We start from the raw sequence: 23764 nt of genomic DNA on the forward strand, positions 1-23764 counted from the left end.
CCCTCACCGCCGCGGAGAACCGGGCCAACCGCTCCAACGAGCGCGTCGACCTGGGCAACGTCCCGCCGGCCTCCTCGCTCGCCGCCGCCGCCCTCGCCGCGGCCAAGACCAGGCTCAACCTGCCGTACGTCTACGGCGCGTCCGGCCCGAGCTCCTTCGACTGTTCCGGCCTCACCTCCTGGGCCTACGCCCAGGCCGGCGCACACATACCGCGGCCTTCCCAGTTGCAGGCCAACGCGGGCACGCGCCTGTCGATGAGCCAGCTCGCGCCCGGCGACCTCGTCCTCTTCTACGGCGACCTGCACCACGTCGGCCTCTACGCGGGCAACGGCATGGTCCTGCACGCGCCGCGCACCGGCACGCTCGTGCGCTACGAGTCCATCAACAACATGCCGTTCCAGTTCGGTGTCCGCATCTGAGCGCCGTGCGCCGAGCGCTGAGGGCGCGGGCCGGGAAATCGGTCGCGTCCCGTGAGGTGAGCCGTTAGCTTCGCCTGTGCGCAACGACGGAACGCGACCGCGGAGGGAGCCGGACACATGGCGACAGAGGGCGCACGGACCGGCCGACTGGGCTTGCTGCTCGACCAGTTCGACCACGCCCGGGAGATGGCCCAGGTACGGCTCGAGGGGCTCGGTGACGAGGAGTACCTGTGGGAACCGGTGCCCGGTTGCTGGTCGATCCGTCGGCGGGAAGAGGCGACGACGCCCAGGGCGTTCGGTCCGGGGGAGTGGGTGCTCGACCTGGGCGCCCCGGACATCCCGGCGAGCGAGTACGCGGAGGTGGCCCGGCAGGCCGCGGGCGGTATGACCGTCGACAAGATCGCCGAGGACTGGAGCGTGAGCGTCGAACGGGTCGCGCAGGTCCTGGCCCACACCGGCCCGCCGGAACCCGACCGAGTACCGTTCACGACCATCGCGTGGCGCCTGGGGCACCTGCACTTCTGTTTCGCGGGCGGATGGGAGTGGACCTTCGGCGAACGGCGGCACGAGCCCAAGCTGCTCGTCGACTTCACGCCCTCCGCAGCCGTGGCGCTCCAGCGGTTCTGGGCGGTGATCGACCGCTGGCGCGAGAGCGTCGCCACCGTCACCGATGAGCAGCTCGACACGATCGGTTTCTCGCAGTACCCGTACGGCTCCGACCCCGACGAGCCGTTCGTCGCCGTGCTCGCGGGCGGCAATCTGGAACTCATCCACCACATGGCCGAGATCGCCCTGCTCCGCGACCTCTGGCAGGCGAAGGGTGCCTCCGGGGCCCTTACCAGTTGATCTTCGCCATCAGGAAGGGCTCGTTCTCCGGGGCTCCGGGACGTGGTCATCGCTCGCCCTCCCTGCGTCAGACGGCGGTCTTGTCGCCCACGAGGCTGCCCCGCATGAGCCACGTCGGGCCTTCGGCGTAGGCGCCGGCTTCGGCGAAGAACGCCGCGAAGTACGGACCGGTGGCGTGGGTGTTGAACGCGTCCACGTCCGCGTAGACCTCGTTGAGGTAGAAGACGTCCGGGTTCTCCTCGTCGGCGATGACCTCGAACCGGTGGGAGCCGGGCTCGTTCGCGAGGGAGTCCCGTGCGGTCCTCCGGGCCGCCCGCACGAAGTCGTCGCGGTGATCCGGCTGGACGGTGAAGGAGACGAGGAACTGGTACATGCGGCATGCTCCCGAGTTCAATGCGGTCAGTTCAGTGACTGAACTGCTCTCGGATCCACCGTAGCACCGATCAGTTCAGTGAGTGAACCGCTCCTGGTAGGATGGTGGGCATGACCCTGCCCAACACCTACGCCGACGGGAACTGCCCCCTCGCGCGGACGCTGGAAGTCGTCGGAGAGCGATGGACGCTCCTGATCGTCCGCGACGCGTTCTACGGGGTGCGGAGGTTCGGGGACTTCGCCACGCAGCTCGGGATCCCGCGGGCCGTTCTCACCGGCAGGCTGAAGACGCTGGTGCAGGAAGGCGTGCTCACGCGCGACGACGACGCGGCGGGCGGCGTCGAGTACGGGCTCACGGCCAAGGGCATCGCCTTGTGGCCGGCCGTGCACGCTCTGATGAACTGGGGGGAGTCCTTCTACTCCCCGAACGGAACCAAGCGCCTCATCCGCCATGACCTCGACGGGGGCCTCCTCGACCCCGACGGACGCTGCCAGGAATGCGGTGCGGCCGTCCCGGTCCCGGAAATCCGCATGGAACCCGGACCGGGCTTCCAGCCTCAGGGGACCGACGACGATCCCGTCTCCAGCGCGATCAACACCCCGCGGCGGCTGCTCGAGCCCATCGTGACGGCGCGCACCCCGGCGCGGGGGCGGGGGCGCGACCAGAGCGTGTGACGGCTGGGCCCCCGGGCGCCGTCGAATGGCCCGTGGCGGAGCACCCTCCGCCACGGGCCGTGGCACGTCCGACGATCAACTCACCTGTGGGCAGTACCCGTTGCCGCTGTGCGCGGCCCCGCAGCGTGGCGGGTCACTTGCCGCGCTCGCGCGCGGCGCGGCGCACGCTGTGGCGTTCGGCGGGGGGCTGCTCGGCGCGGATGTCGGCGAGGAGCGCGGTGATGGCGGTCATGATGTCCTCCGTGGCGTCCTTCAGAACGCCCGGCGTGAGCTCCTTGCCGTGGTGGCGGCTGAGGTCGACCGGGGGTCCGGCCACGACGTGCACGGTCTGGCGGGGCACCAGCCACACCCGGCGGTTGCCGCGTCCCCCGCGCGCGTAAGGCGGTGCGATCCGGTGCGCGCCCCACTGGGCGACCGGGATGACGGGCGCGCCGGTCGTCAGCGCGATGCGTGCCGCACCGGTCTTGGCGGCCATCGGCCACAGCTGCGGGTCGCGGGTGACGGTGCCCTCCGGGTAGACCGCGACGCACTCTCCCTTGTTGACGGCGGCGATCGCGTCCCGGAGCGCCAGCGCGGCGTCGGCCGTTCCGCGGTGGACGGGGATCTGGCCGGTCTTGCGCAGCACCGTGCCGACGAAGGGGATGGTGAAGAGGGACGCCTTGGCCAGAAGCCGGGGCGGCCGACCGCTGTTGTACTGGAAGTGCCCGTAGGTGAGCGGGTCGAAGTACGAGATGTGGTTGACGGCGGTGATGAAACCGCCCTCGGCGGGTATGTGTTCGTGCCCGCGCCACCGGTGCCTGACGAGGACGAACAGCACGGGTTTCGCGATGGCCGCGGCCAGCCGGTACCAGAAGCCGTAGGGGTTGTGTGATCTGCCGGACACCCCGGTTCCTCCCTCACATGCGCGGCGCTGACCGGCCGCTCGTTCCTGTTTTCCCCGGTGCGTGGCAGACCGGTGGCGTGTCAGGCGTCCTCGTCGGCTCACCGTTCGCCGGGAGCGCCTGCACGTCCGACAATTTACTTGATCAGGCAAGAGCCTAATGGGTGTGTGGTGCAACGATCAACTTGCCTCCCGGCCGCCGCTCCCGGCCGTGGGCCGCCGCCTGCCGCCTGGATCGCGGCGTCAGCCGCCCGGAAGGCCGACGGCGTCCGGTGTGCGGCCGGCGAGCCAGGCGGCGATCCGCTCCTTGAACTCGCGGATGACGTAGGGGCTGTCGTCGAGCACGATCCACTCCAGGTGCCGCAGGACGTTCTCCGAGCGGTCCGGGTGGCGCACCGTGAGCACGTCGACGGCGACCTCGCCCGTCGAGGCACGGAGGTACACGCTGCCGTCGAGCGCCATCATGGCGAAGCCGGGGTGGCCCGTGTGGACGCCGAGGAACGCCGATGCCGCGCCCCGTCCCATGACGTCCCAGCGTTCCAGGAGCCGGACCCGGGCCCAGACCGCCGGCGCGACGTGGCTGCCGCTGTGCCGGTTCCGCAGGGCGGCCTGGTGCGTTCGGGCGCCCTGCGGAAGCTGGACGAGGAATTCGCGGCGATGGTCGAAGAGTCCCGAGGCGACGGCGAGGTCGTACCAGTCCTCGTTGAGCCGCTCGACGAGCCGTGGGGTGTCGTACGGGTGGCGGAAGCTGCCGTCCACGTCCTCGGTCGCGTATCCGTGGACGAACGGCATCGTGCCGTCCGGCACGGCGTTCGGGATCACCTCGAGGCCGGCCCGCCGCAGCGGCCGGTACACCTTGCGGTCGCGCTCCCGGATGCCCATCGGCGCCTGTTCTACCAGGCCCGCGGCGCTCCGTCACCCGACTCACCGGAGCTGACGGGCGGAGGCGGCCGGCCGGGCGGCCGGTCCACGCACGCCGGCAACGGCCGCCTGATCTTCTGCCGTGACGAGGGCAGTGTGAACCGCTGGAACTACTGACTGCAGGGCCGGCGGCGAATGATGCGCGTCCGCCCACAGCAGGACCGCGTTCTCGGTGTCACGGCCCACCCGTGTGATGACATGCAGGCATGGCCTTCCTCGGTGTCGACGTCGGCACATCCAGCAGCAAGGGCGTCCTGGTCGACGCATCGGGCACGGTGATCGCGACCGCCGTGCGCACGCACACCGTCTCCCGCCCGAGACCAGGACACGTCGAGATGGACCCCGATGTGTGGTGGCGGGAGTTCTGCGACATCACCCGCGACCTCCTGTCCGGCGGTATGCGCGTGGATGCGGTCGGCGTCAGCGGCATGGGCCCGTGCGTCGCTCTGGCCGACGCCGCGAACCGGCCGCTGCGTCCGGCCGTCCTGTACGGCGTGGACACGCGGGCCGTCGCGCAGATCGCCCGGCTCGACGCCGAACTCGGCCGCGGGGCCGTCCTCGACCGGTGCGGCAGCGTGCTGTCCACACAGGCGGTGGGGCCGAAGGTGGCCTGGGTGGCCGAGCACGAGCCCGAGGTGTTCCGCGCGGCACGGCGGCTGTTCATGCCGGCCTCCTTCCTCGCCCACCGGCTCACCGACGCCTACGTGCTCGACCACCACTCGGCAAGCCAGTCGGTCCCCTTCTACGACACCCGGGCGCAGGAGTGGTACCGCCCCTGGGTGGACGCGGTGTGGCCGCACGCGGAACTGCCCGAGCTGCGCTGGCCCGGTGACCAGGCCGGCACGGTGACGGCCGGGGCGGCAGCGGCAACCGGGCTCCTGCCGGGGACACCCGTCCTGACCGGGACGATCGACGCCTGGGCCGAGGCCGTCAGCGTCGACGCGACCCGACCGGGCGACCTGATGCTCATGTACGGCACGACGATGTTCCTCATCGCCACCGTCACCGCGCAGCTGCGCGAGCCCGAACTGTGGAGCACCGTCGGCGCCTTCCCGGGCACGCGCTCACTCGCCGCCGGGATGGCCACCTCCGGTGCGGTCACCGAGTGGCTGCGCGGCCTGTTCGGCTCACCCGGCCGCGCGGACCTGCTGGCGGAGGCCGCGGCCAGCGGCGTCGGCGCGCGCGGGCTCGCGATACTCCCGTACTTCGCCGGTGAGCGGACGCCGATCGCCGACCCCGACGCTCGCGGGGTGATCGCCGGTCTGACCGTCGAGCACACCCGCGGCGACCTGTACCGGGCCGCGCTGGAGGCCACCGCTCACGGCGTGCGCCACAACGTCGAGGCCATGCGCCGGGCGGGCGCCGACATCGAGCGGGTCGTCGCGGTCGGCGGGGGCACGCAGGGCAGGCTCTGGACGCAGATCGTCTCCGACGTCACCGGGCTGCCCCAGGACATCCCCACCGTCACCGTCGGAGCCGCCTACGGGGCCGCCCGGCTCGCCGCCCGATGGGAGGGTGGAACGACGGCCACCGCGACGTGGAACCCCGTCCGCGAGCAGTGCGTACCGGATCCGGCCACCGAGGCCGCGTACGACAGGCTGCACGACCTCTACCGGGACCTGTACCCGGCGACCCGCGACACGGTCCACGCCCTCGCCCGCCTCCAGCGTGACGCCGCGGGAATCCCGGACGCCGGGCCCGACCCCTCGGCACCCTGACGAGCCCTCACGTCCCCCTGCGGTCAGCCACGGGCGTAGGGGTCGCCGCCGAGCCAGGTCGTGCCGTCGATCAGTTCGCGGGCGGCGTCCAAGTGACCGCTGTGGCAGGCGACCTCGGTGAGCACGTGGATCAGGATGTGGCGCACATCGGGCAGCCGCCAGTCGGGCCAGATCTCCTTGGGCCAGGCGGCGGGCGGCTGTTCGAGTGCCGTGGAGGCCAGGACGGCGTCCGCGCGCTCGACGGCCGCCCGGTAGTCGGCGAAGACCTCCTCGGCAGCCATCGTCCCGGGCACGGACCAGTGCGCCTGCGCCCCCGCCGTGAGCTGTGGGGCCACAGCCGGCTCGCCCCCGATGACGCCGGAGAACCAGAAACGTTCGACGTCCAGGGTCAGATGGCGCACCAGCGCCAGACAGCTCCAGCCGCTGGGCAGCACCGGCCGGCGCAGGTCGTCCTCACAGAGGCCGGCGAGGATCCCGAGGACATGCTCGCGCTGCCGGTCCAGGCCGCCTTTGAGGGCGTCGAATTCGGCTTGCCCCGTCGTGCTCGTCACCACGCGCCTCCGTCAGCCGCACACCGCAACCCCGACTCCAGGCGGATGCTACGCCGGGGGTACGACAACGCGGGCCCAGGACCTACGAGCGCCGCCCGGTCAGGTCAGCTCCTCGGGCACGGGGACGCCGAGATGACGCAGGAGGACTCCGACCTTGCGGTCCAGCTCGCGCCCCACGTCGGTGATCTCGGGCCGCCCGAGCGCGGCGACCGTGTCGCTGGGGCGATCGATCGCGAACAGCACCTCCCCGGAGGGGGATTCGTGGATCGTGGTGCGCAGGGGGGCGTACATGAGGGCTCCGGCATCGTGCCGGTACATGCGCTCGGCGATGATGTGATTGCCCATCAGGTACTCGGTGCAGCGTGCCTGGTTCCCGGCGACGCCGAACAGGGGCTGCGCGTCGAACTTCCAGTAGATCATGAACCCCAGTGGAGCGTTCCCGTCCACCAGATCGCGCACGGCGCTCCACGTCGCCCGGGCGGCGACCAGTTCGAAGGTGCGCTGGTAGTCGAGCGGCGGAACGGCCTGTTCGTAGCGGGCGCGGAAGTCCTCGTAATCCTCTCCGACCGGGATCTCCAGTCGCGTGACGGAGCGGGGGAGTGCGCGGGTCGCGGGGTGGCTCGTCGTGGCGTTGCCGGCCATGACCTGCTCCCTTCTGGCCTGCCCTACAACAGTCAGCCTAGGGCGGTGGAGCGGTTCCGGCAGGGTTGCCGCCAGGCGCGAAGCGGTTTAGCCTCTATGGTGCAAATTGCGACAATCAAGACTTATTACTTTCTGTTTCGAGTGGGAGTTCCACCTTCCGGCCCGACCGGCCAGGGGAGTGATCGTGTACGCACGTTTCGCGGAGAAGGTCATCCTGATCACCGGGGCCACCTCGGGCATGGGCTGGGCGACGGCGGAGCGTGTCGCGGGCGAGGGCGCGAAGCTCGTCCTCGCGGCACGCGGCCGGGAGGTCGGTGAGGCGCTGGCGGCCGACATCCGGGCCGCCGGAGGCGAGGCGACCTTCGTACCCACCGACGTGACCGTGGAGGACGATGTGGAGGAGGTGGTCGGGCAGGCGCTGAGCCGGTACGGCAGGCTCGACGGCGCGTTCAACAACGCGGGCGCCCCCACCGCCGACGGCAGGGTCACCGAGGTCGACAGCGGGGCCTGGCACGCGGACCTGGAGCTGAACCTCACCAGCGTCTTCTACGCCCTGAAGTACGAGATACCCGCGCTCCAGGCGAGCGGCGGGGGCGCGATCCTGAACAACGCCTCCGTCTGCGGCATCGCCGCGTACCCGCACATGGCCCCCTACAACGCGGCCAAGCACGGCGTCATCGGGCTCACCCAGTCGGCGGCGCTGGACGCGGCCGCGGCCGGCGTCCGGGTCAACGCCCTGGTCACCGGCGGTGTCGACACGCCCTTGTCGCGCGCTCTCGCGCGGGCAGACCCGGACCTGACGCCGGAGGACTCCTGGCGCTCGGCCGAAGCGATGCATCCGCTCGGGCGGATGGCCCGGGCGGAGGAGATCGCCGCGTTCGCGGCGTTCCTGCTGAGCGACGAGACCGGGTTCATCACCGGAGCCGCGCTCGCGATAGACGGCGGGATGACCGCCCGCCTGTAGACGGTCAGTCCCCGGCCGCCGGACGCCGCCGCCGGGGCGTCGTGGCCTCGTCGAAGCGCTCGGTCTGGAGTGCGGTGATCCGCCGGAACGCGTCCTTGAAGCGTGCGTACTCCTGCTTGCCGATTTCCTCGGCGTGGCGCTCCTCGATGGCGGCCATGATGGCGTCGGACTTGCGCATCTGGTCGCGTCCCAGGGCGGTGGGCACGATCAGTTTCGCGCGCCTGTCGCTGGGGTCCGGGCGGCGCTCCACGTAGTCCAGGGCTTCGAGTTCGTCGATCAGATTGCCGATCACCTGTTTGTGGGCCCCGGACAGCCGGGACAGTTCCGTCGCCCGGCTGCCCTCTTCGTCGATGTACCCCAGCACCGCGCCGTGCTGGGGGCGCAACTCGGGATGGCCCTGCTCGGCGAGCTTCTCGAAGAGTTCCTTCTGGACCGAGAAGAGCAGGCGTGCGGACATGATCCCGATGTCGGGATCCGTCACCTTCCGTTCACTGCGCCGCACGGCCGGCCACCCCTCTGCGTCTGGAGCCCCTCACTACGGTCGATCGTAGTGTGGCGGCCTCGCCGGGTGCCCGCCGTGCATCCGGGGCGCACCGCCCGTGTGTTCACCGCGGTGGATGCACATGACGCCCGGCCTCCGCTCTCGCTTGCAGCCGTCCCCGCGGACACCTAAGGTTAAATAGTCAAGATAAGTGACTATCAAGTTTGCTCACTAATTGTGTTCCGTGCATCACCCGTCAGGAGCTGAGGATGTCTGTGATCGAGCTGACGACGTTCGTCGTCGCACCGGACAGGACGTCGGACATGCTGTCGGCGCGCTCCGGCATGCTGTCGGCGTTCCGCAAGGACCGCAGGGGCTTCATCGGCGCACGCCTGGTGCGCGTCGCCGACGACACCTGGCTGGACGTCGTCGAATGGGCGGACGCGCTGGCCTTCGACGAGTCACGCGCGAAGGGGGGCAACCTCCCCGAGATCGCCGCGTTCTTCGCCACGATCGACCGGCTCGTCAGCGCCGACAGCGGGATGCGCTACGACGACGCGGCCGATGGCTCCCGCGCGGTACGGACCGTCGCCTACGGACCCGAGCCGTCCCAGGTCGGAGAGCTCTACCTCCCCGAGGGTGAGGGGCCCTTCCCGGTCGTGGTCCTGGTGCACGGCGGATGGTGGACGGCCATGTTCGACCGCCGGCAGGTCGTACCGCTGGCCGAGGACCTCGTGGCACGCGGCTACGCCGTCTGGAACGTGGAGTACCGCAGGATCGGCGAACCCGGCGGCGGGTGGCCGGGGACGTTCGACGACATGGCGGCGGCCGTGGACGCCGTCGCCCACCTCGATCCGGCGGCCGACGCGGGCCGCGTTCTGGTGGTCGGACACTCGGCGGGCGGGCACCTGGCCACATGGGTCGCGCACCGCTCCGCCCTGCCGGACGGCGTTCCCGGCGCGCATCCCCGGGTCAAGCCCGTCGCAGTGGTGTCGCTGGCCGGCGTGCTGGACCTGGTCCACGCCGACTCCGTGGCACTCGGCAACGGCATGACGGACTCCGATGCCGACGTCCCGCCCAACGCGCCGCCGCCGTCCCACGCCGACGTGTGGCCTGCGGTGGCCGCTCAGGCCGGGGACGGCATCGCCCGGCTGCTGCTCGGAGGGAGCGTTGCGGAACACGCCGACCGGTACGCGGTCGCTTCCCCCGTCGAACTCGCCGACGGCGGGGTCCCGGTCCTGGTCGTCCACGGCTCGGCCGACGAAGTGATCCCGCCGGCCTACGCGCAGACCTACGCGCAAGCCGCCACGGCCAAGGGAGCGGACGTCACGCTCGTGATCTCACCCGGAGCGGACCACTTCGACGTGATCGACCCGGACGGGCACGCCTGGGGCGTGGCCCGTACCTGGCTGGACGAGCGGCTGCGGCAGCAGACCGGCGAGTAGCCGAGGCGACATGCGTCATCCCGGAGCCGGGGCCGATGGCGGTCCCGGCACCGGGACAAGACGCGCGGCACTACGTGCCGTACGCGGCGAGGTGTCGTAGCCCTCTGAGGCGGCCGCGATGGCGGGCAGCGTCGCGCACACCTCCGATGAGATGCCCGAGAAGATGAGCTTGCCGCGTCTGGTGGACGTGATGCGCTCACCTGATTTCCCCCAGGATGCCCCGGCCATCAGGCCAGGGAGGAATGGGTCCTTGAGTCGGAGCCGCGAAGCGGCGGAGCTCTCTGCAGGTCTGCCCTGACCTGCACTCTCCTTCGTTGTCAGTGGGGGCTGTTAGGTTCCGGAGCGTGACGACGACAGCGTTGACCGAGCGGCGGTGCGGGCATGCCCGGTACACCTATCGGCTGCGGGTGTCGTCGGCGGCGGGTGCCGGTCTGGAGGCGGAGTGGGCGCGTTGCCGGTGGGTGTGGAACGAGTGTGTGGCGGTGTCCCGCAGGGTCCACGGCCTGAACAGGAGCGCCGGGCAGAAGGTCACGTGCGGCCCGGCGCAGCTCGACAGGATGCTGACCGAGGCGAGGCGGTCGATGGCATGGCTGCGGGAGGGCAGTTCGGTGCCGCAACAGCAGGTCATCCGGGATTTCGCCAAGTCCCGGACCAAGGCGTTGAAGGACATCGCGGCGCGGCTGCCGATGAGGCAGCGGGCCGGGATGCCCCGCATCAAGCGCAAGCGCGAGGCCGCCCCGTCGCTGAACTGCACCACCCGCGGTTTTAGGCTCAAGGACGGACGCCTGCACCTGGCCGGCGGCATCGTGCTCACGGTGGTGTGGTCCCGCGACCTGCCCGCAGTCCCCACATCGGTACGCGTGTAGCGGGACAGCCTCGGCCACTGGTACGCCTCGTTCGTCGTGGCCACCGCCCCGGAGCCGCTGCCCGCCACCGGCGCAGTGATTGGTATCGACTGGGGCGTCCGTGAGACCGCGACCACCACCAGTGACGCCCACGACCTGCCGCACGCCCAGCACGGGAGGAATGCTGCGGCGAAACTGGCCCGCTACCAGAAGATGATGGCCCGCCGTCGTACCCCGAAGAACAAGCCTCACACCGGCGGCTACCGCAAGGCCCGCCGGGCTGCCGCGAAGGTGTCCAAGAAGATCGCTCGCCGGCGGCAGGACACCGCCCGCAAGTGGGCCAAGCGCGTGGTGACCGACCACGACGTCGTCGCCGTCGAGGACTTCCGGCCGAAGTTCCTCAGCCGCACCACCATGGCGCGTAAGGCGGCGGACGCGGCGATCGGCGCCACGAAGACGGCTCTGATCGAGATGGGCCGCAAGCACGGGCGGGACGTCCGCCTGGTGCATCCCGCGCACACCACCATGGACTGCGCGTTGTGCGGAGCGAGAACCAAGCACGCACTGCCACTCTCGGAACGTACCTACACCTGCACCGCGTGCGGAGCCGTGTCCCCCAGGGACAAGAACTCCGCCCGCGTGATGCTGGTCCGGGCTGGTCTCAACCCGGCTGGTGCCGATCGTGTAAGCGCTGGCGGACCGCCGGTCCCCAGCCCACGTGAGCCAGGAATCCCCGCCCCCTACTAGGGCGGGGAGGATGTCAAGTACCCGGTCGTCGTGCCCCCCCCGTTGACCGTGCTGCGGTCGATGACCTTGGCCCCGGCGGGCAGCACTTCGGCCAGTTCGCCGATCAGCGGACCCCACAGGCTGTCCGCGGAGGTGGTGGTGACGACGGTCGGGACCCCGAGCACTTGCGCCGCCTTCGCCAAGGCCACCACGTTGTGCTTGAGCTCCAGCAGACCGGTGTCCCGCACGCCGCTGTAGAGGCCCACCTGGTGGTCGACCAGGACGAGGGCGCTGTTGTCGGGGGTCAGGAACTCGTGGAACTTGTTGTCCGGCATGGTGCACGCTCCTGCAGCCGGAGAGATGGACGAACCTCGATAGTCAACATAAGTGACTATATTCGACGCTAACTCGCGCCCCGGCCGTGTGCAAGCGGCCGGGCCACGGGCTCAGACGGCCGGGCCGCCCAGTGCCGCATCGCGCGTGTCGGCGCCGCCCAGCTCCTCGGTGATGGCGGCGGCCGTCCGCAGGAGCGCCGACTCCATCTCCGTCGCGTGCTCCGGCAACGAGGACGTGGTACCCACCAAGGCCACCGTGGCCGCGACGTCGTGTTCGTCGAAGACGGCCGCGGCCAGCACCACGCCGTCGATCGAGGGCACCCGGATCCGGCTGAGGCCGCGGGACCGGCACGGCTCCAGCGTGCCCTCGAGCGCCGTCCGCGCCTCGTCCGGAATCCGGGCCAGGTACCTCTTCACCCTCTCCTCGTCCTTGGACAGCGCGACGAAAAGCCGGGTCTGCGCCGAGTCGGGACCCAGGGTCGAGCCGATCCGCACGGTGATCAGGATCGGATGGGTGCCGGCCTCCGAGACGAGCGAGACCACGGGACCGGACGCGCCCCACAAGGACAGCACCACCGACCGGCCGGTCTCGACCGACAGTGCGTCCATGTGGCGAGGGGCGATGTCCAGCACCCGCCGCTGGCCCTGGGCGACGGCGCCGAGCTGCAGCAACAGGCGCCCGGGCATGTACGCCGACGCGTCGTCCGGCGCGCGTTCGAGGATCTCGTCGAGGACCATCGAGGTGAAGTAGCGGTGCACGGTGGTCCGGTTGAGGCCGATCTGTGCGGCGGCCTCGGCGACGGTGACCTTCGGCTTGTTGAGGGTGAACAGCCGCAGGATTTCCGCGACGCGGTGCACCGCCTGGATGTCGCCGGTGCCGCCCCCGCTGGTCAAGCCCGCTCCTCACGTCGCTCGCACGTCGTGCGGACTCTACCGAGCCACCGGCGCGGGGTTCAAATGGACAGCAGCTGAGCGGCGTTTCCTCCCGTCATCGACCTGATGTCGGCGGGTGCCACGCCCTGGTCCAGCAGCACCCGGACCATCCTGCGGTACGCGGTGACCGGCAGGGGATTGCCCTTCTGCCCGAGGTCGGAGGAGAGGATCGTCCGGCCGGGACCGGCCGCCCGGTAGAACTCGGCGATCCGGTCGAACGGCTCGGCCTTCGGCTCCCGGCCGACCAGCATCGCCAGGCAGTGCTCCACGAAGGCGCCCTTGCGGCACCAGTCGCCGATGCTCGAGGGTGAGGCGCCGAGGACGAAGTCGGGGTGGCTGACCACGATCCGCGTCACGCCTGCCTCGAGCGCGCCAGGGATCAGCACGTCGATCTCGTCGGCCGGCAGGTGCCCGCAGTTGAGGATGGCGGACTCGGCCGCGATCACGTCGAGGACGTCGCGGGTGGCGGCGTTGAGCCTGCCGGACCCGTCGAGCACGCTGATCGGCTCGTTCTCCCGCAGTGGTACGCCCGCGACCGGGAAGCCGCTGTGGTGGTGCGCGTGGAACTCCAGATGCGCCCGGGAGGCGATGGTCGGGAACCACACGACCTTTCCGCCCATGCGCAGGGCCAGTTCGACGGCGTAGGGGTTGAGCCCGCCGACCGTGTGGTTGAGCGCGACGCCCCCGTAGACCTTGACCGGGATGTCCTGCAGCCCGGCCTGTTCCAGCGCGAGGATGTCGGTCTGCATGCTGTGGTGGTGCGACTTGGCCACCAGGGCGCGGAACCCGAGGGAGGCGGCGTCGGTGGCCGCGTCGACGATGGACATCCGGCGGGGGAACGGGCTGGGGCCGGGGTGGGTGTGCAGGTCGACGGCGCCGGTGAGCAACTCGTCCACCTCGGGGTCGGCCCGCAGCCGGTCGGCGTCCAGCGCCGGGTCCCACAGTGCGTTCACGGTCTGCGTCATGCGTGCGTCCTTGTCTGTGTTCGGGTCAGGGCTACTTGACGGCCAGCGCGTTGGGCGGTGATCCGACCCCTCCCAGCAGGTTGAGCGGCTTGGCCGTCAGCAGGAACTCGTAGACCCCGTCCGCGGCGCAGTCCTCGGCCAGTTCGTCGAGCTTCCACAGCTCGCCGATGATCAGACCGAGCAGCGCGATCAGCGGGCGGTGCATCATGCCGTTGTGGGAGGGCCCGCGCAGGGGCGGCGGTTCGTCCGGGTCCACCCAGCCGGAGCCCGGATCGACCGGGAACGACTCCAGCCCGCCGTTGTCCGACGCTGCGACGGAGATCCGGTGGTCCCACAGCCACGCGAGCATCTCCTGCGACTGGTGCAGGCCCGGGCTGCCGGTGCGCGCCGCGCGCTCTTCCGGTGTGGAGTTCAGCCAGTGCCGGGCCCATCCGGTGTGGAGCAGCAGGATGTCGCCCGGGCGGAACTCGACCCCGAAGTGCAGGGCCATGGCGTCCAGGTCGGACGGTGTGATGCCCCGCGGTGCGTCGGGCGCGAGCGGTTCGCCGATGCTGTCGAACCAGCGCACGGCGTCGAGCAGGACGCCCCGGCCGACGATGCCCTTCTCGGCGAGGAGCTGGATGCCCAGCGAGGGGGTCCCCACGTCAATGTCGGAGTCCTCGACGCCCCCGTAGAAGCCGTGCCGGGGGTGGCGGATGTGCCGCAGCCCGTCCACCTGGGAGGTGGACTGCAGGTAGAACGAGTCCAGCCAGTCGTCCCGGTGGTGGGGGTTGTTGGCGAAGATGTGGTGCGCGGTCGGCGGCCGCGTGCCGGCCGGGCTCGGCACGAACGTGTTCAGCGGGTGGTCCAGGTTGAACACCCGGCCGCGCCGGACGAGCGCCGCGCCGTCGAGCGCCGTCTGCGGGGTGAGGAAGTTCAGCGTGCCGAGCTGGTCGCCCGGGCCGAACACGTGCCACGACGACCCCGGCGGGGCGTCGGTGCGGCGCAGCAGCTCCTCATAGCGCGGAACGGTCAGGGTGCCGGACTTCATCGGTTCTCCAGGGTCGGGGTCGGGGGGTGCGCATCCACGGCAGCAGGAACGGCACCGCCACCGCGTTGAGCACGAACAACGTGAGGTACGCGAGGACGTAGTCCTGCGTGGTCGAGTAGATCTGGCCGAGGACCAGGGGTCCGGCCGCGGAACCCAGGCTGGTCCACGTCTGGAACTGGGCGAACTTCCGGGCGAAGTCGTCGATCCCGAACAGCTCCACGATCACCTGCGACCGGATCAGGATGGTGATGCCCAGGCTCTGCCCGATCAGCAGGGCCCCGAGGAACAGGACCCACCCGTACGGCGCCACCCCGACCAGGGCGACCCCGACGGCCTGGGCGCAGAAGCTGCTCACCGTCCAGCGGTGCAGGCCCAGCCGCCGGATGCCGGCGCTGCCGATCCACCGCGAGGCGACGGCCGCCGCGGTCGCGACCGAGACCGCCAGGCGCGCGCCGGTGAAGTCCCGGGACAGCCCGGTCGCCACGATGTAGGAGGTCGCGCCCAGTTGCGAGGCGCTGACCAGGCTGAACGCCACGACCAACGGCCAGTGCCGGAGCAGCGGGACCGGACTGGCCGGGACGACGGGCGCACGCACCGGCGAAGGCCGTGCCGTCGCCCAGGAGCCGAGCGCCAGCGCGCCGCAGCTGATCACCAGGAATCCCGCCGCGATCGCCAGGAACGACCGGGTGAGGGCCGCCTGGGTGGTCAGCAGCAGTGCCAGCACCGGTGAGACCAGGATGCCGCCCGCCGAGGAGCCGGAGGTCGCCAGTGCCATCCCGGCCGTGGGTCTGCCGTCGAAGACCCGCACCAGCACGATCGTCCCCACCACGACGAGTCCGCCGCTGAAGATGGCGCCCAGCGTCGAGAACGCGGCGATGACGACGATCCCGGTGGGACGGACGGCCATCGCCGTGATGGCCGCCGTCCCGCCCAGTACCGCGCCCAGCATCACCAGGTTCGGCCTGCGCTGCCCGAGCCGCGCGAACAGCGGCCCGGTCAGCGCGCCCACCACGAAGAACCCGGTACTCGCCAGGGACAGCCCGGCCGCGCTCACCGTGCCCGAGCGGAGGAACGCCGCGATGTAGACCGGGATGCCGTACACCGCCACGCCGCTGCCCGCGGTCTGCAGGACGAAGACGGCTACGGCGACGGGCGTGGCTTTCCTGTCCGGGCGCATACCTGGCCTTCGTGGTGAGTGTCATGCCGTGGCGCCGGCTCGTTCGCCCACCGTGTTCAGGTCGACCCCGCGGGTCTCCGGCCCGGCCATGACGGCCGTCAGGATGATCAGTCCGCCGAACGCTGAGAGGATTCCCGCGGTGTAGTGGAAGGGCACGAGATGGGCCAGCCACAGCTGGTAGTAGGAGAAGAACGCGGGGATGACGACCGCGGTGCTGTACGCGACTCCCCAGCCCGACGACCGGACCGCGGTGGCGAAGCGCTCGTTGATGTAGGCCGGCAGCACGCCCAGCGAGCCGACGATGAACACGTTCGTCAGCGAGGCCAGGGCGGTCAGCCCGAGCCAGCCGTGCACGTTCCCGCTGCCCATCAGGGTGAGCGTGACCGGCGTCAGCAGGACCGTGGTCGTCGCGGCGATGTAGAGCGCCCGCTTGCGGCCGATCCGGTCGCTCAGCCAGCCGTAGAAGAGGTAGGTCGCCATGCCCGGCCACGCGTTGACCAGCTGGGTGTGCGCGAGGTCGGACGCGGTGTAGCCCTCGTTGGACAGCAGCAGCTGCGGCATGACGCTGCCGAGCATGTTCACCGCGAAGAAGACGCCCGTCATGATGAGGTAGGACTGCAGGAACGCCCGGCCGGACGAGCCCTTGAGCATGTCGCGCAAGGGCGACTTGGACCGTGCCGTCTCCTTGTAGACGTCCGAGTCCTCGACCCGCCGGCGCAGGAACCAGGCGACCCCCCAGGACAGCAGGGCGCCGATGAAGAACGGGATCCGCCAGCCCCACTGGACGTACGGCGAGTGCAACCCGGCGTTCGGCGCGAACAGCAGGACGATCGAGGTGAGCGTGGCCACGAAGAACGGGCCGCCGCTGGCCGAGCACTGGATCAGCGCGCCGGTGAATCCCCGGCGCCCCTGGGGCGCGTACTCCAGGGCCATCGGCGTGGCGGCGGTGTACTCCCCGCCGAGGAAGATGCCCTCGATGAAACGCAGCCCGATCAGCAGCGTCGTGGCCAGCGTGGGGCCGACCACCTCGGCGCCCGGCAGCAGCGCGATGAGCAGGGAGATCGTGCCGAACCCGTAGATGGTGATCGACCCGACCTTGCGCCGGCCGATCCGGTCCGCGAAGTGACCGAACAGCAGGGCGCCGATCGGCCGGCCGATCAGGGTCGCGGCGAAGGTCATGCCGACGAACACCGAGAGCTGGCTGGGGGAGAGGTTCGACTGGAAGTAGACCATGGCGGGCAGCAGGGCCGTGGACGCCACGTAGATGGAGTAGGAGTCGACGGCGAAGCCGGCCCAGGCGCTGGTGATCGCCCGCCGTCTGCGGGCCCGTAGGTCGGAGTCGGTCGATCTGGCCTTGACTTCGGTGGTGGAGGACATGGCAAGGGGTCCCTTCGGCGCTGAAGGCACGGTGTCTGGTGGGCTGATGTCAGGTGACCGTGGTCAGTTGACCGGGGCGGGGTACTCGTCGGCGTTGAGCACCCAGCCGGGCTGTGCGGAGAAGTCGTGGCGCGGGCCGGCGAAGATGTCGATCAGGTGGTTGACGCCGGAGCCGATGGCCTGTGAGGTGTGCACGGTGGGCGGCGGGATGATGGCGACCGAGGGGCTGCCGACGCGGGCGTGGTCCTCCGGCCGCCAGGCCGTGGCGTCGGGGCCCCACGGTGTCTGGATGTGGTGGACGTAGGTGCCGGCGACGACCAGGCTGCACTGTTCGAAGTCGTCGTGGGTGTGCGGCGAGAGCCGGTGCGGATCACGGGGACCGTTGCCCGGCTTGAAGAAGCCGACCATGAAGGCGCGGGTGCGGAAGAGCCGGCCGAATCGCTCGGGGTCCTCCGGCACGTCGGCCATCAGGTAGGTGCGCCAGCGGTAGCCGCCGACCGGCTCCGGCCACGGTTCCAGCGGCGCGACCCGCGGGTGCGGCTCGGCGTACCGGTCGGCGTTGGCCGCCCGTTTCGCCCACTCGGCCTCGTCGGACTGGATCAGTTGCACGATCGGCCCGGTGCCCGTGCTGACGATCTCACTGGAACCGGGCGGGACGACGACCAGGGCCGGACCGTCGACCGCGTGCTCCTCGCCCGATCCGGAGCCGCGCAGCGAGCTGTTCCCGTCGATCAGCAGCACGACCTGTTCCGACGCCAGCTCGGCCGAGAAGATCGTGTCGCCGGGCTCGGGCTGGGTGTGGATCAGTACGAAGTTCTGGCCCCGGACGATCCACTGCCGGCTGCCCGCCTCGGTGACGGTGTCGGGGGCGGTGACGGAGAAGTCGAGGAACTGCGGCGCGGCGATCGGCTCGCCGGACCTCTGGGGTGTCCTCGCGGACAGTGCGGAGCGCGGATCGTCCTTGGTGTAGGTCACGGGTTCTCCTCGAGGTGCAGGTGCTCGAAGCGCAGGTGCAGGCGTCCTTCCTGGTCGAGCCCCCGGCTGAGCCGCACGGGCGTGCCGACGCGCAGCGAGTCCGGGTCGGCGTCCAGGTGGGACAGGACACGAGGGCCTTCCGTCAGTTCGACGTAGGCGATGACGAAGGGGTCCTTTCCGGCGTGGTCGCCCTGACCGCGGTGGTTGACGGTGTAGGAGTGGACGGTGCCGGTGCCGGACAACGCCTCCCAGGCGAGGCCGTCCGACATGCAGTGCGGGCAGCGGGCGCGCGGGTACCAGACGAGCGTGCCGCAGTCGGTGCAGCGGGGGAGTTCCAGCCGGCCCTCGGCCAGCCCTTCCTCCAGGCGGGAGAGGACCGGGTCGTGCGGGGTCATGCGTCCTCCGATCCGAGCAACAGGGTGGCCGCCGCGGTGCGGAAGCCGAGATTGCCGCCGTGGCCCTGGACCAGGGCGATCCGGCAGTCCGGCACCTGGACCTCCGGTGCCGCCTCGCCGCGCAACTGGCGGACGGCCTCGATGGTGCGGATCATGCCGCCGCGGGAATCCGGATGGTTGTTGCACAGGCCGCCGCCGTCGGTGTTGAACGGCAGCCGGCCGTCGGCGCGCAGGGTGCCGCCGGTGACGAAGGCGCCCCCCTTGCCCTTCTCGCAGAAGCCGAGGTCCTCCAGGCTCATCAGCACGGTGATGGTGAAGGAGTCGTAGATCGAGACGTAGTCGACGTCCTGCGGCGTCAGCCGTGCCTCGGCGAAGGCGCGTGGCCCGGACACCGCGGCGCCGGTGTGGGTGAGGTCGATCCGGCCGATCGCGCTGTGCTTCACCGTCTCGCCGTGTCCCAGGACCTTCACCGTGCGGTGGGGGAGCGTGCGGGCGACCTCCTCGGACACGACGACCAGTGCGCCGCCGCCGTCGGTGGTCACGCAGCAGTCCAGCCGGCGCAACGGGTCCGAGATCATCGGGGAGTCGACCACCTCCTCGATCGTGACCGGCTTGCGCAGCAGCGCATGCGGGTTGTGCTGCGCGTGGTGCGCGGCCGCCACCTTGATCTCCGCGAGCTGTTCGGAGGTGGTGCCGTACTCGTGCATGTGCCGGCGTGCCGCCAGGGCGTACCCGGCAGGCACGGTGATGCCGTAACCCGCCTCATAGGGGTGCTCGGGACCGCGGGCACCGCCGGTGGTGCCGCCACCGCTCAGCGGGAGCCCGGCCATGGCGACCAGGGCCACATGGCACTTGCCGCTCGCCACGGCGGCCGCGGCGTGTCCGACGTGCATGGGGTAGGACGCGCCGCCGGCCTCGGTGACGTCCACATAGGACAGGTCCGTCAGTCCGAGGTGGTCGGCCATCGCGATCGAGCCGAGCCCGGGGACCTCCGAGCAGAAGAAGCCGTCGACGTCCGCCAGGCCGAGCCCGGCGTCGGCGAGCGCGCCGTAGGCGACCTCCGCGATCACCTGTGGCACGGTGCGGTCGGGGATCTTGCGCAGGGGATGCTCGAAGGCACCGGCTATGCGTGCGGACACCTGCCTGGTCATACGGGTTGGCCCCCTCGCAGATCGACGGTGTGGGTCGCCTCGGTGGTTGCGGCGACGTGGTCCGGGGTGATGCCGGGGGCGCACTCGCGCAGCGTCAGGATGCCGTCGACGAACTCGAACACGGCCAGGTCGGTGTAGACGCGGTCGACCACCCCCGGCCCGGTGAGCGGGAAGCTGCACCGCTTGCGCAGCTTGGGTTCTCCGTGCTTGTCGAGATGGGTCATCATCACCCAGACGCGACGGGCGCCGGCCACCAGATCCATTGCGCCGCCCACCCCGGGGTTGCCGCCGGGGACCAGCCAGTTCGCCAGGTCGCCGTTCTCACCGACCTGCAGCGCACCGAGCACGCACAGGTCCAGCCGGCCGCCTCTGGCGATGGCGAAGGACAGCGACGAGTCGAAGGAGGCCGCACCCTCGAGCAGCGTGACGGGGTTCTTGCCCGCGTCGGTGACATCGGGGTCCGGCGCGCCCTGCGGTGCCGGGCCGACGCCCAGTAGTCCGTGTTCGCTGTGGTAGACGATCTCCCTTCCGGGCGTCGCCTGTTCCGGCAGGAGCAGCGGCGCACCGATGCCCACGTTCACGCACCAGCCGTCCACCAGGTCGTCGGCCACGCGGCGGGCCAGTTCCGCCCTGGTCAGGCCCTGCTGAGTGGTGGTCATCGCACCGGCTCCCTTGTGCTTTCCACGACGTGGTCCACGAAGGGGCCCGGCAGGTGGATGTCGTCGGGCGGCAGGGATCCGCCGCGTTCGACGTGGTCGGCCTGCACGATCGTGGTGCGGGCGGCCATCGCGGCCAGCGGGTTGAAGTTCCGGGCACCGAGCCGGAACCGGAGGTTGCCGTACCGGTCCGCCACGTGCGCCTTCACCAGGGCGAAATCCGGGCGCAACGGCGACTCGAGCACGTAGGTGCGGCCGTCGATCACCCGGCTCTCCTTCTCCGTCAGCGTCTCCCGGGCCGTGCCGCCTTCGCCGTAACGGACCACGAAACCGCCCTCGGCGAGCATCGTCCCGGCCGCGGTCGGGGTGTAGAACCCGCCGAGGCCCGAACCTCCGGCACGCAGCCGTTCGGCGAGGGTGCCCTGCGGTACGAGTTCGATCTCGACGTCGCCGGCGAAGTACCGCCGGAAGAAGTCGGGGTTGACCGGGAAGGAGCAGGAGAGCCTGCGGACCCGGTTCTCCTTGAGCAGCCTGCCGATCCCGCGCTCGCCGGGCAGTCCCCGGCCGCCGTTGTTGGCGATGACGTGCAACTCGCGCACATCGCGGTCGCAGAGCGCGTCGATCAGGTCGACGGGCACGCCGGTCTGGCCGAACCCGCCGATGGCGACGGACGCTCCGCTGCGTATGCGGGTCAGGGAGTCCGCGGCACTGGGCCGGATCTTGTCGATCATCGGACGGCCACCGGCAGGGCGTCCCGCGCCTGTGACAGCGTCCGCCGGGCGGCTCCGGAGATCATCCCGGTGTCGTTGCCGACCAGGATGAACCGGCAGCCCTGTTCGGCCCGCAGGCGGATCTGCTCCTCGCCCTGGGCCACGGTGCCGACCGGGACGCCGGCGCGGACCGCGGCCTGGATCGACCTGGTGACGGCGTCGTGCACGGCCGGCGAGCCGCCGGGCACCCCCAGGCTGAGCGACAGGTCACCGGGCCCGATGAACACGGCGTCCACGCCGGGCGCGGTGAGGATCGCCTCGATGTCCTCGACCGCCTCCCGCTCCTCGACCATCGCGATCCGTGCCACGTCCTCTTGACCCGCGCGCACGTACTCGGCCGCCCCGCCGCTGATGCTGCCCCACAATCCGGCCCGGGCCGCCATTCCCATCCCCCGCGTACCGGCGGGAGGGAACAGGAACTGCTTCATCGTCGTCTCCGCCTGCGCGGCGTTGGAGACGTGGGGGACCAGGATCCCGGCCGCTCCCGCGTCGAGGTAGCGCTGGGCGTCGCCGTATCCGTGGTCGGTGATCCGGACCAGTGGCGCGACGTCCATCCGGGAGTAGAGCACCACCAGGGAGTACACGTCGCGGACCGAGAGCAGGGCGTGCTCCGTGTCGATCACGACGAAGTCGAACCCCGCCGCGCCGATGATCTCGGCGATCTCCAGTGAGGGGATCTTGACGAACGTGCCGACCACGGGCGGGCCGGCTGACTTCAACAGCTGCTGGAACATGATCACGATCTCCGTCGATGAGCGGTGCCAGAGCGAGTTCATATTGCGAACACCCTGTTCGCGATACGCAGCATGGCACCGATGGCCCGACCGGGCAAGGGAGAGGACGGGATCGAAGAATTGCCGGCGCGCGACGGCCGCATCCGGGTCAGGCCACGGCCGTCCACGGGCCGAACGGCACGTCAAGTCCGCTCGCGCCGCAGACGGCGAGCGGGACCCGGCCGTCGGCGGGAGCCGGCCCGGGCGTGGATGACAGCACGTCGGCAGAACCTCGCTCGCGGTGCGTGCCGGTGATGACGGCGGTCAGTGGTCGCGCCGGTCCGTCTGCGCGACCTGTCGCAGTCTGCGGTGCCGAGGTCAGCTACCCGACGGTGCGACAGACACGGACAGGCGCGGGCGCCGGACGTGTGGACTGCGGCCGCCGGGAAGCTGTGCCGCTACCGGGGCGGGCGTTCGTCGAGGAGCCGGGCGACGGACTCGGCGTCCTCGGCTTCGACCTTGGCCGCCTCCTGGAACACCCGCTCCAAGCTGGCCTGAGGGATGACCACGGCTCCCGCCGCGTCGGCGAAGACGTAGTCACCGGGAGTGATGCACACCCCCGCTACTTCGACGGCGACGCCGGCCGCGTACGGCATGACGACGTCGCCGCCCCAGCGCGTCGCCTCGCCCCGGCACCACGACGCGAAGCCGTGGTCGCGCAGTTGGGCGAAGTCCCGCAGCCTGCCGTCCGCCAGCACACCGGCGAGCTGGTGACGCTTGACCCGGGACAGTTTCGTACCGCCCCCGTGCGAGACGTCCGGGTACCCGCCGCTGGACAGCACGAGGACCTTCCCGGCCGGGTCGTCGCCGACCGCCTGGTCGAAGAGTTCACCGAAGCCGGTCTCGGCCTGCGGCAGATCGTCGCGGTAGGGCAGGTACGCGATGGTGACGGCCGGACCGAACAGCGTCCTGGAGGGAACGGGGCTCGACAGGGCGAGGATGTGCGCGCGATGGCTGTGGACGCGGCCCATCGCGTCCACTAGCGTGGCGCAGCCCAGCCGTGCCGCCCTGGCCGCGTAATCCGCGTCGTCATGGCTGCTCATGCTTCTCCTCCGAGCGTGCCGCGGCGGTGCCGACCGCAACCGACGTCCTAGCTCGACGGATCGTCGACCTTGATCGCATCCCCCGTGTTGCCGATGAAGACGACCAGCAACTGCGCGGGCTCCGTTCGGCTGGCGTTCTCCGAGAGCACGTGGTGGGCGCCCGGCGGCTCGACCCAGTGCTCACCCTTGCGGTAGGTGTGAACCGGCTCTCCGGCGAGCTGGCTGCGCACCGTGCCCTTGAGGACGTAGGCGTAGACGAAGGCATCCCCGTGCCGATGCGGGGGCGTGCTCCCATCGGGCGGGTAGTCGACGACCGCCGAGGTGAACGTCTTGCCCTTGACGTTCGGGAGTGCCTGCTCGAGCAGGACGGACAGCTTGTCGGTCGGCCGCATGGAGGTTGCCGGAGCGACGACGGCGGCCGGCGCCTCGCCGGTGCCGTCCTTCGCCGCGGGGGCGCATGCGGCGACAGCCGCCATGGTGAGGCCGAAAGCGAGAATGCCACGACGGAACGCCATCGGGGTCATGGCGGCTCTCCTATTCCTGTTCGAATTCTGCGATGTGCGGCGCGCAATACGAAGGGCTCCGGAATGCGAATCCACTGCGGCAGCCGGCCCATCGAGGATCCTAAAGCGGAATCGGCTCCTCCGCCTGGTCTGCTGTCGAATGACGATCGGGTGGAATCCGGCCCGCGCGAAATGG

The 23764-nt window shown here is 70.9% G+C and carries 26 protein-coding genes and 1 pseudogene; 7 read left to right on the plus strand and 20 right to left on the minus strand.

Going from position 1 to position 23764, the window contains the following annotated elements:
- A partial coding sequence (locus tag ACFYYN_RS35410; protein ID WP_500548975.1) for a C40 family peptidase occupies positions 1–419 on the plus strand: 419 nt, incomplete at its 5' end.
- A 117-nt stretch (positions 420–536) separates the two neighbouring features.
- Positions 537–1265: a DinB family protein gene (locus tag ACFYYN_RS35415; protein ID WP_500548976.1), complete on the plus strand. Its 729-nt coding sequence runs from the start codon at positions 537–539 to the stop codon at positions 1263–1265.
- Between the two features lie 67 nt (positions 1266–1332).
- Here the strand turns inward: ACFYYN_RS35415 and ACFYYN_RS35420 are convergent, their stop codons facing one another.
- Positions 1333–1638, minus strand: coding sequence for a putative quinol monooxygenase (locus ACFYYN_RS35420; protein WP_500548977.1), 306 nt, complete (start codon positions 1636–1638; stop codon positions 1333–1335).
- A gap of 110 nt (positions 1639–1748) precedes the next feature.
- Between ACFYYN_RS35420 and ACFYYN_RS35425 the strand changes: the two genes are divergently transcribed.
- Positions 1749–2312 (plus strand): winged helix-turn-helix transcriptional regulator, encoded by a 564-nt coding sequence (locus tag ACFYYN_RS35425; protein ID WP_500548978.1) that lies wholly within the window; start codon positions 1749–1751, stop codon positions 2310–2312.
- Positions 2313–2445: 133 nt separating this feature from the next.
- On the opposite strand, the gene ACFYYN_RS35430 is transcribed toward ACFYYN_RS35425, so the two are convergent.
- Positions 2446–3195, minus strand: a complete 750-nt coding sequence (locus tag ACFYYN_RS35430) for a lysophospholipid acyltransferase family protein (protein ID WP_500328357.1) — start codon at positions 3193–3195, stop codon at positions 2446–2448.
- A gap of 240 nt (positions 3196–3435) precedes the next feature.
- Positions 3436–4074 carry a hypothetical protein gene (locus tag ACFYYN_RS35435; protein ID WP_500548979.1) on the minus strand — a complete coding sequence of 213 codons (639 nt, stop codon included), beginning with the start codon at positions 4072–4074 and terminating at the stop codon, positions 3436–3438.
- Between the two features lie 245 nt (positions 4075–4319).
- Between ACFYYN_RS35435 and ACFYYN_RS35440 the strand changes: the two genes are divergently transcribed.
- Complete coding sequence (locus tag ACFYYN_RS35440) at positions 4320–5831, plus strand: FGGY-family carbohydrate kinase (protein WP_500548980.1); 1512 nt, start codon at positions 4320–4322, stop codon at positions 5829–5831.
- Between the two features lie 23 nt (positions 5832–5854).
- On the opposite strand, the gene ACFYYN_RS35445 is transcribed toward ACFYYN_RS35440, so the two are convergent.
- Together ACFYYN_RS35445 and ACFYYN_RS35450 are read right to left on the minus strand one after the other, a co-directional pair.
- On the minus strand, positions 5855–6382 hold the full coding sequence (locus ACFYYN_RS35445; protein ID WP_500548981.1) for a DinB family protein: 528 nt from the start codon (positions 6380–6382) through the stop codon (positions 5855–5857).
- A gap of 99 nt (positions 6383–6481) precedes the next feature.
- Positions 6482–7024: a DUF302 domain-containing protein gene (locus ACFYYN_RS35450; protein ID WP_500548982.1), complete on the minus strand. Its 543-nt coding sequence runs from the start codon at positions 7022–7024 to the stop codon at positions 6482–6484.
- Positions 7025–7208: 184 nt separating this feature from the next.
- On the opposite strand from ACFYYN_RS35450, the gene ACFYYN_RS35455 reads away from it, so the two are divergent.
- A complete protein-coding gene (locus tag ACFYYN_RS35455) occupies positions 7209–7988 on the plus strand; it encodes an SDR family NAD(P)-dependent oxidoreductase (protein ID WP_500548983.1) in 780 nt (259 codons plus the stop codon).
- Positions 7989–7992: 4 nt separating this feature from the next.
- On the opposite strand, the gene ACFYYN_RS35460 is transcribed toward ACFYYN_RS35455, so the two are convergent.
- On the minus strand, positions 7993–8469 hold the full coding sequence (locus tag ACFYYN_RS35460) for a MarR family winged helix-turn-helix transcriptional regulator (RefSeq protein ID WP_500328348.1): 477 nt from the start codon (positions 8467–8469) through the stop codon (positions 7993–7995).
- A gap of 269 nt (positions 8470–8738) precedes the next feature.
- On the opposite strand from ACFYYN_RS35460, the gene ACFYYN_RS35465 reads away from it, so the two are divergent.
- Together ACFYYN_RS35465 and ACFYYN_RS35470 are read left to right on the plus strand one after the other, a co-directional pair.
- Positions 8739–9914 carry an alpha/beta hydrolase family protein gene (locus ACFYYN_RS35465; protein ID WP_500548984.1) on the plus strand — a complete coding sequence of 392 codons (1176 nt, stop codon included), beginning with the start codon at positions 8739–8741 and terminating at the stop codon, positions 9912–9914.
- A gap of 344 nt (positions 9915–10258) precedes the next feature.
- Positions 10259–11506, plus strand: a pseudogene (locus tag ACFYYN_RS35470) (RNA-guided endonuclease InsQ/TnpB family protein).
- Here ACFYYN_RS35470 and ACFYYN_RS35475 read toward each other — a convergent pair.
- The 14 genes from ACFYYN_RS35475 to ACFYYN_RS35540 all read right to left on the minus strand — a co-directional run bounded on the left by ACFYYN_RS35475 (position 11503) and on the right by ACFYYN_RS35540 (position 23589).
- Positions 11503–11820 (minus strand): cysteine hydrolase family protein, encoded by a 318-nt coding sequence (locus tag ACFYYN_RS35475; RefSeq protein WP_500548985.1) that lies wholly within the window; start codon positions 11818–11820, stop codon positions 11503–11505. The pseudogene ACFYYN_RS35470 and the gene ACFYYN_RS35475 overlap by 4 nt on opposite strands.
- Before the next feature lie 111 nt (positions 11821–11931).
- Positions 11932–12714, minus strand: a complete 783-nt coding sequence (locus ACFYYN_RS35480) for an IclR family transcriptional regulator (protein WP_500548986.1) — start codon at positions 12712–12714, stop codon at positions 11932–11934.
- 59 nt (positions 12715–12773) lie between these two features.
- Positions 12774–13718, minus strand: a complete 945-nt coding sequence (locus ACFYYN_RS35485; protein WP_500548987.1) for a DUF6282 family protein — start codon at positions 13716–13718, stop codon at positions 12774–12776.
- 31 nt (positions 13719–13749) lie between these two features.
- Positions 13750–14748, minus strand: a complete 999-nt coding sequence (locus ACFYYN_RS35490) for a cyclase family protein (protein WP_500548988.1) — start codon at positions 14746–14748, stop codon at positions 13750–13752.
- Positions 14714–15925, minus strand: a complete 1212-nt coding sequence (locus ACFYYN_RS35495) for an MFS transporter (protein WP_500548989.1) — start codon at positions 15923–15925, stop codon at positions 14714–14716. The genes ACFYYN_RS35490 and ACFYYN_RS35495 overlap by 35 nt, the downstream gene beginning before the upstream one ends.
- Positions 15926–15946: 21 nt before the next feature.
- On the minus strand, positions 15947–17302 hold the full coding sequence (locus ACFYYN_RS35500; protein WP_500548990.1) for an MFS transporter: 1356 nt from the start codon (positions 17300–17302) through the stop codon (positions 15947–15949).
- 63 nt (positions 17303–17365) lie between these two features.
- Positions 17366–18277, minus strand: coding sequence for a cupin domain-containing protein (locus tag ACFYYN_RS35505; RefSeq protein WP_500548991.1), 912 nt, complete (start codon positions 18275–18277; stop codon positions 17366–17368).
- The gene (locus ACFYYN_RS35510; RefSeq protein ID WP_500548992.1) at positions 18274–18672 is read right to left on the minus strand and encodes a Zn-ribbon domain-containing OB-fold protein; all 399 of its coding nucleotides are present in this window, start codon (positions 18670–18672) and stop codon (positions 18274–18276) included. Before ACFYYN_RS35510 ends, ACFYYN_RS35505 begins: the two co-directional genes overlap by 4 nt.
- Entirely contained in the window at positions 18669–19811 is a 1143-nt protein-coding gene (locus ACFYYN_RS35515; protein WP_500548993.1) for a thiolase domain-containing protein, read from the minus strand. The genes ACFYYN_RS35510 and ACFYYN_RS35515 overlap by 4 nt, the downstream gene beginning before the upstream one ends.
- Positions 19812–19819: 8 nt before the next feature.
- Complete coding sequence (locus tag ACFYYN_RS35520; RefSeq protein WP_500548994.1) at positions 19820–20482, minus strand: 3-oxoacid CoA-transferase subunit B; 663 nt, start codon at positions 20480–20482, stop codon at positions 19820–19822.
- Entirely contained in the window at positions 20479–21210 is a 732-nt protein-coding gene (locus tag ACFYYN_RS35525; RefSeq protein ID WP_500548995.1) for a CoA transferase subunit A, read from the minus strand. Before ACFYYN_RS35525 ends, ACFYYN_RS35520 begins: the two co-directional genes overlap by 4 nt.
- Positions 21207–22025 carry an HpcH/HpaI aldolase family protein gene (locus tag ACFYYN_RS35530; protein WP_500548996.1) on the minus strand — a complete coding sequence of 273 codons (819 nt, stop codon included), beginning with the start codon at positions 22023–22025 and terminating at the stop codon, positions 21207–21209. Before ACFYYN_RS35530 ends, ACFYYN_RS35525 begins: the two co-directional genes overlap by 4 nt.
- Positions 22026–22420: 395 nt before the next feature.
- Positions 22421–23065 carry an RraA family protein gene (locus ACFYYN_RS35535; RefSeq protein ID WP_500548997.1) on the minus strand — a complete coding sequence of 215 codons (645 nt, stop codon included), beginning with the start codon at positions 23063–23065 and terminating at the stop codon, positions 22421–22423.
- A 47-nt stretch (positions 23066–23112) separates the two neighbouring features.
- Positions 23113–23589 (minus strand): cupin domain-containing protein, encoded by a 477-nt coding sequence (locus ACFYYN_RS35540; RefSeq protein WP_500548998.1) that lies wholly within the window; start codon positions 23587–23589, stop codon positions 23113–23115.
- Positions 23590–23764: the final 175 nt, after the last annotated feature.

This window comes from Streptomyces sp. NPDC001902 (assembly GCF_042891295.1).
Classification (GTDB): Bacteria; Actinomycetota; Actinomycetes; order Streptomycetales; family Streptomycetaceae; genus Actinacidiphila.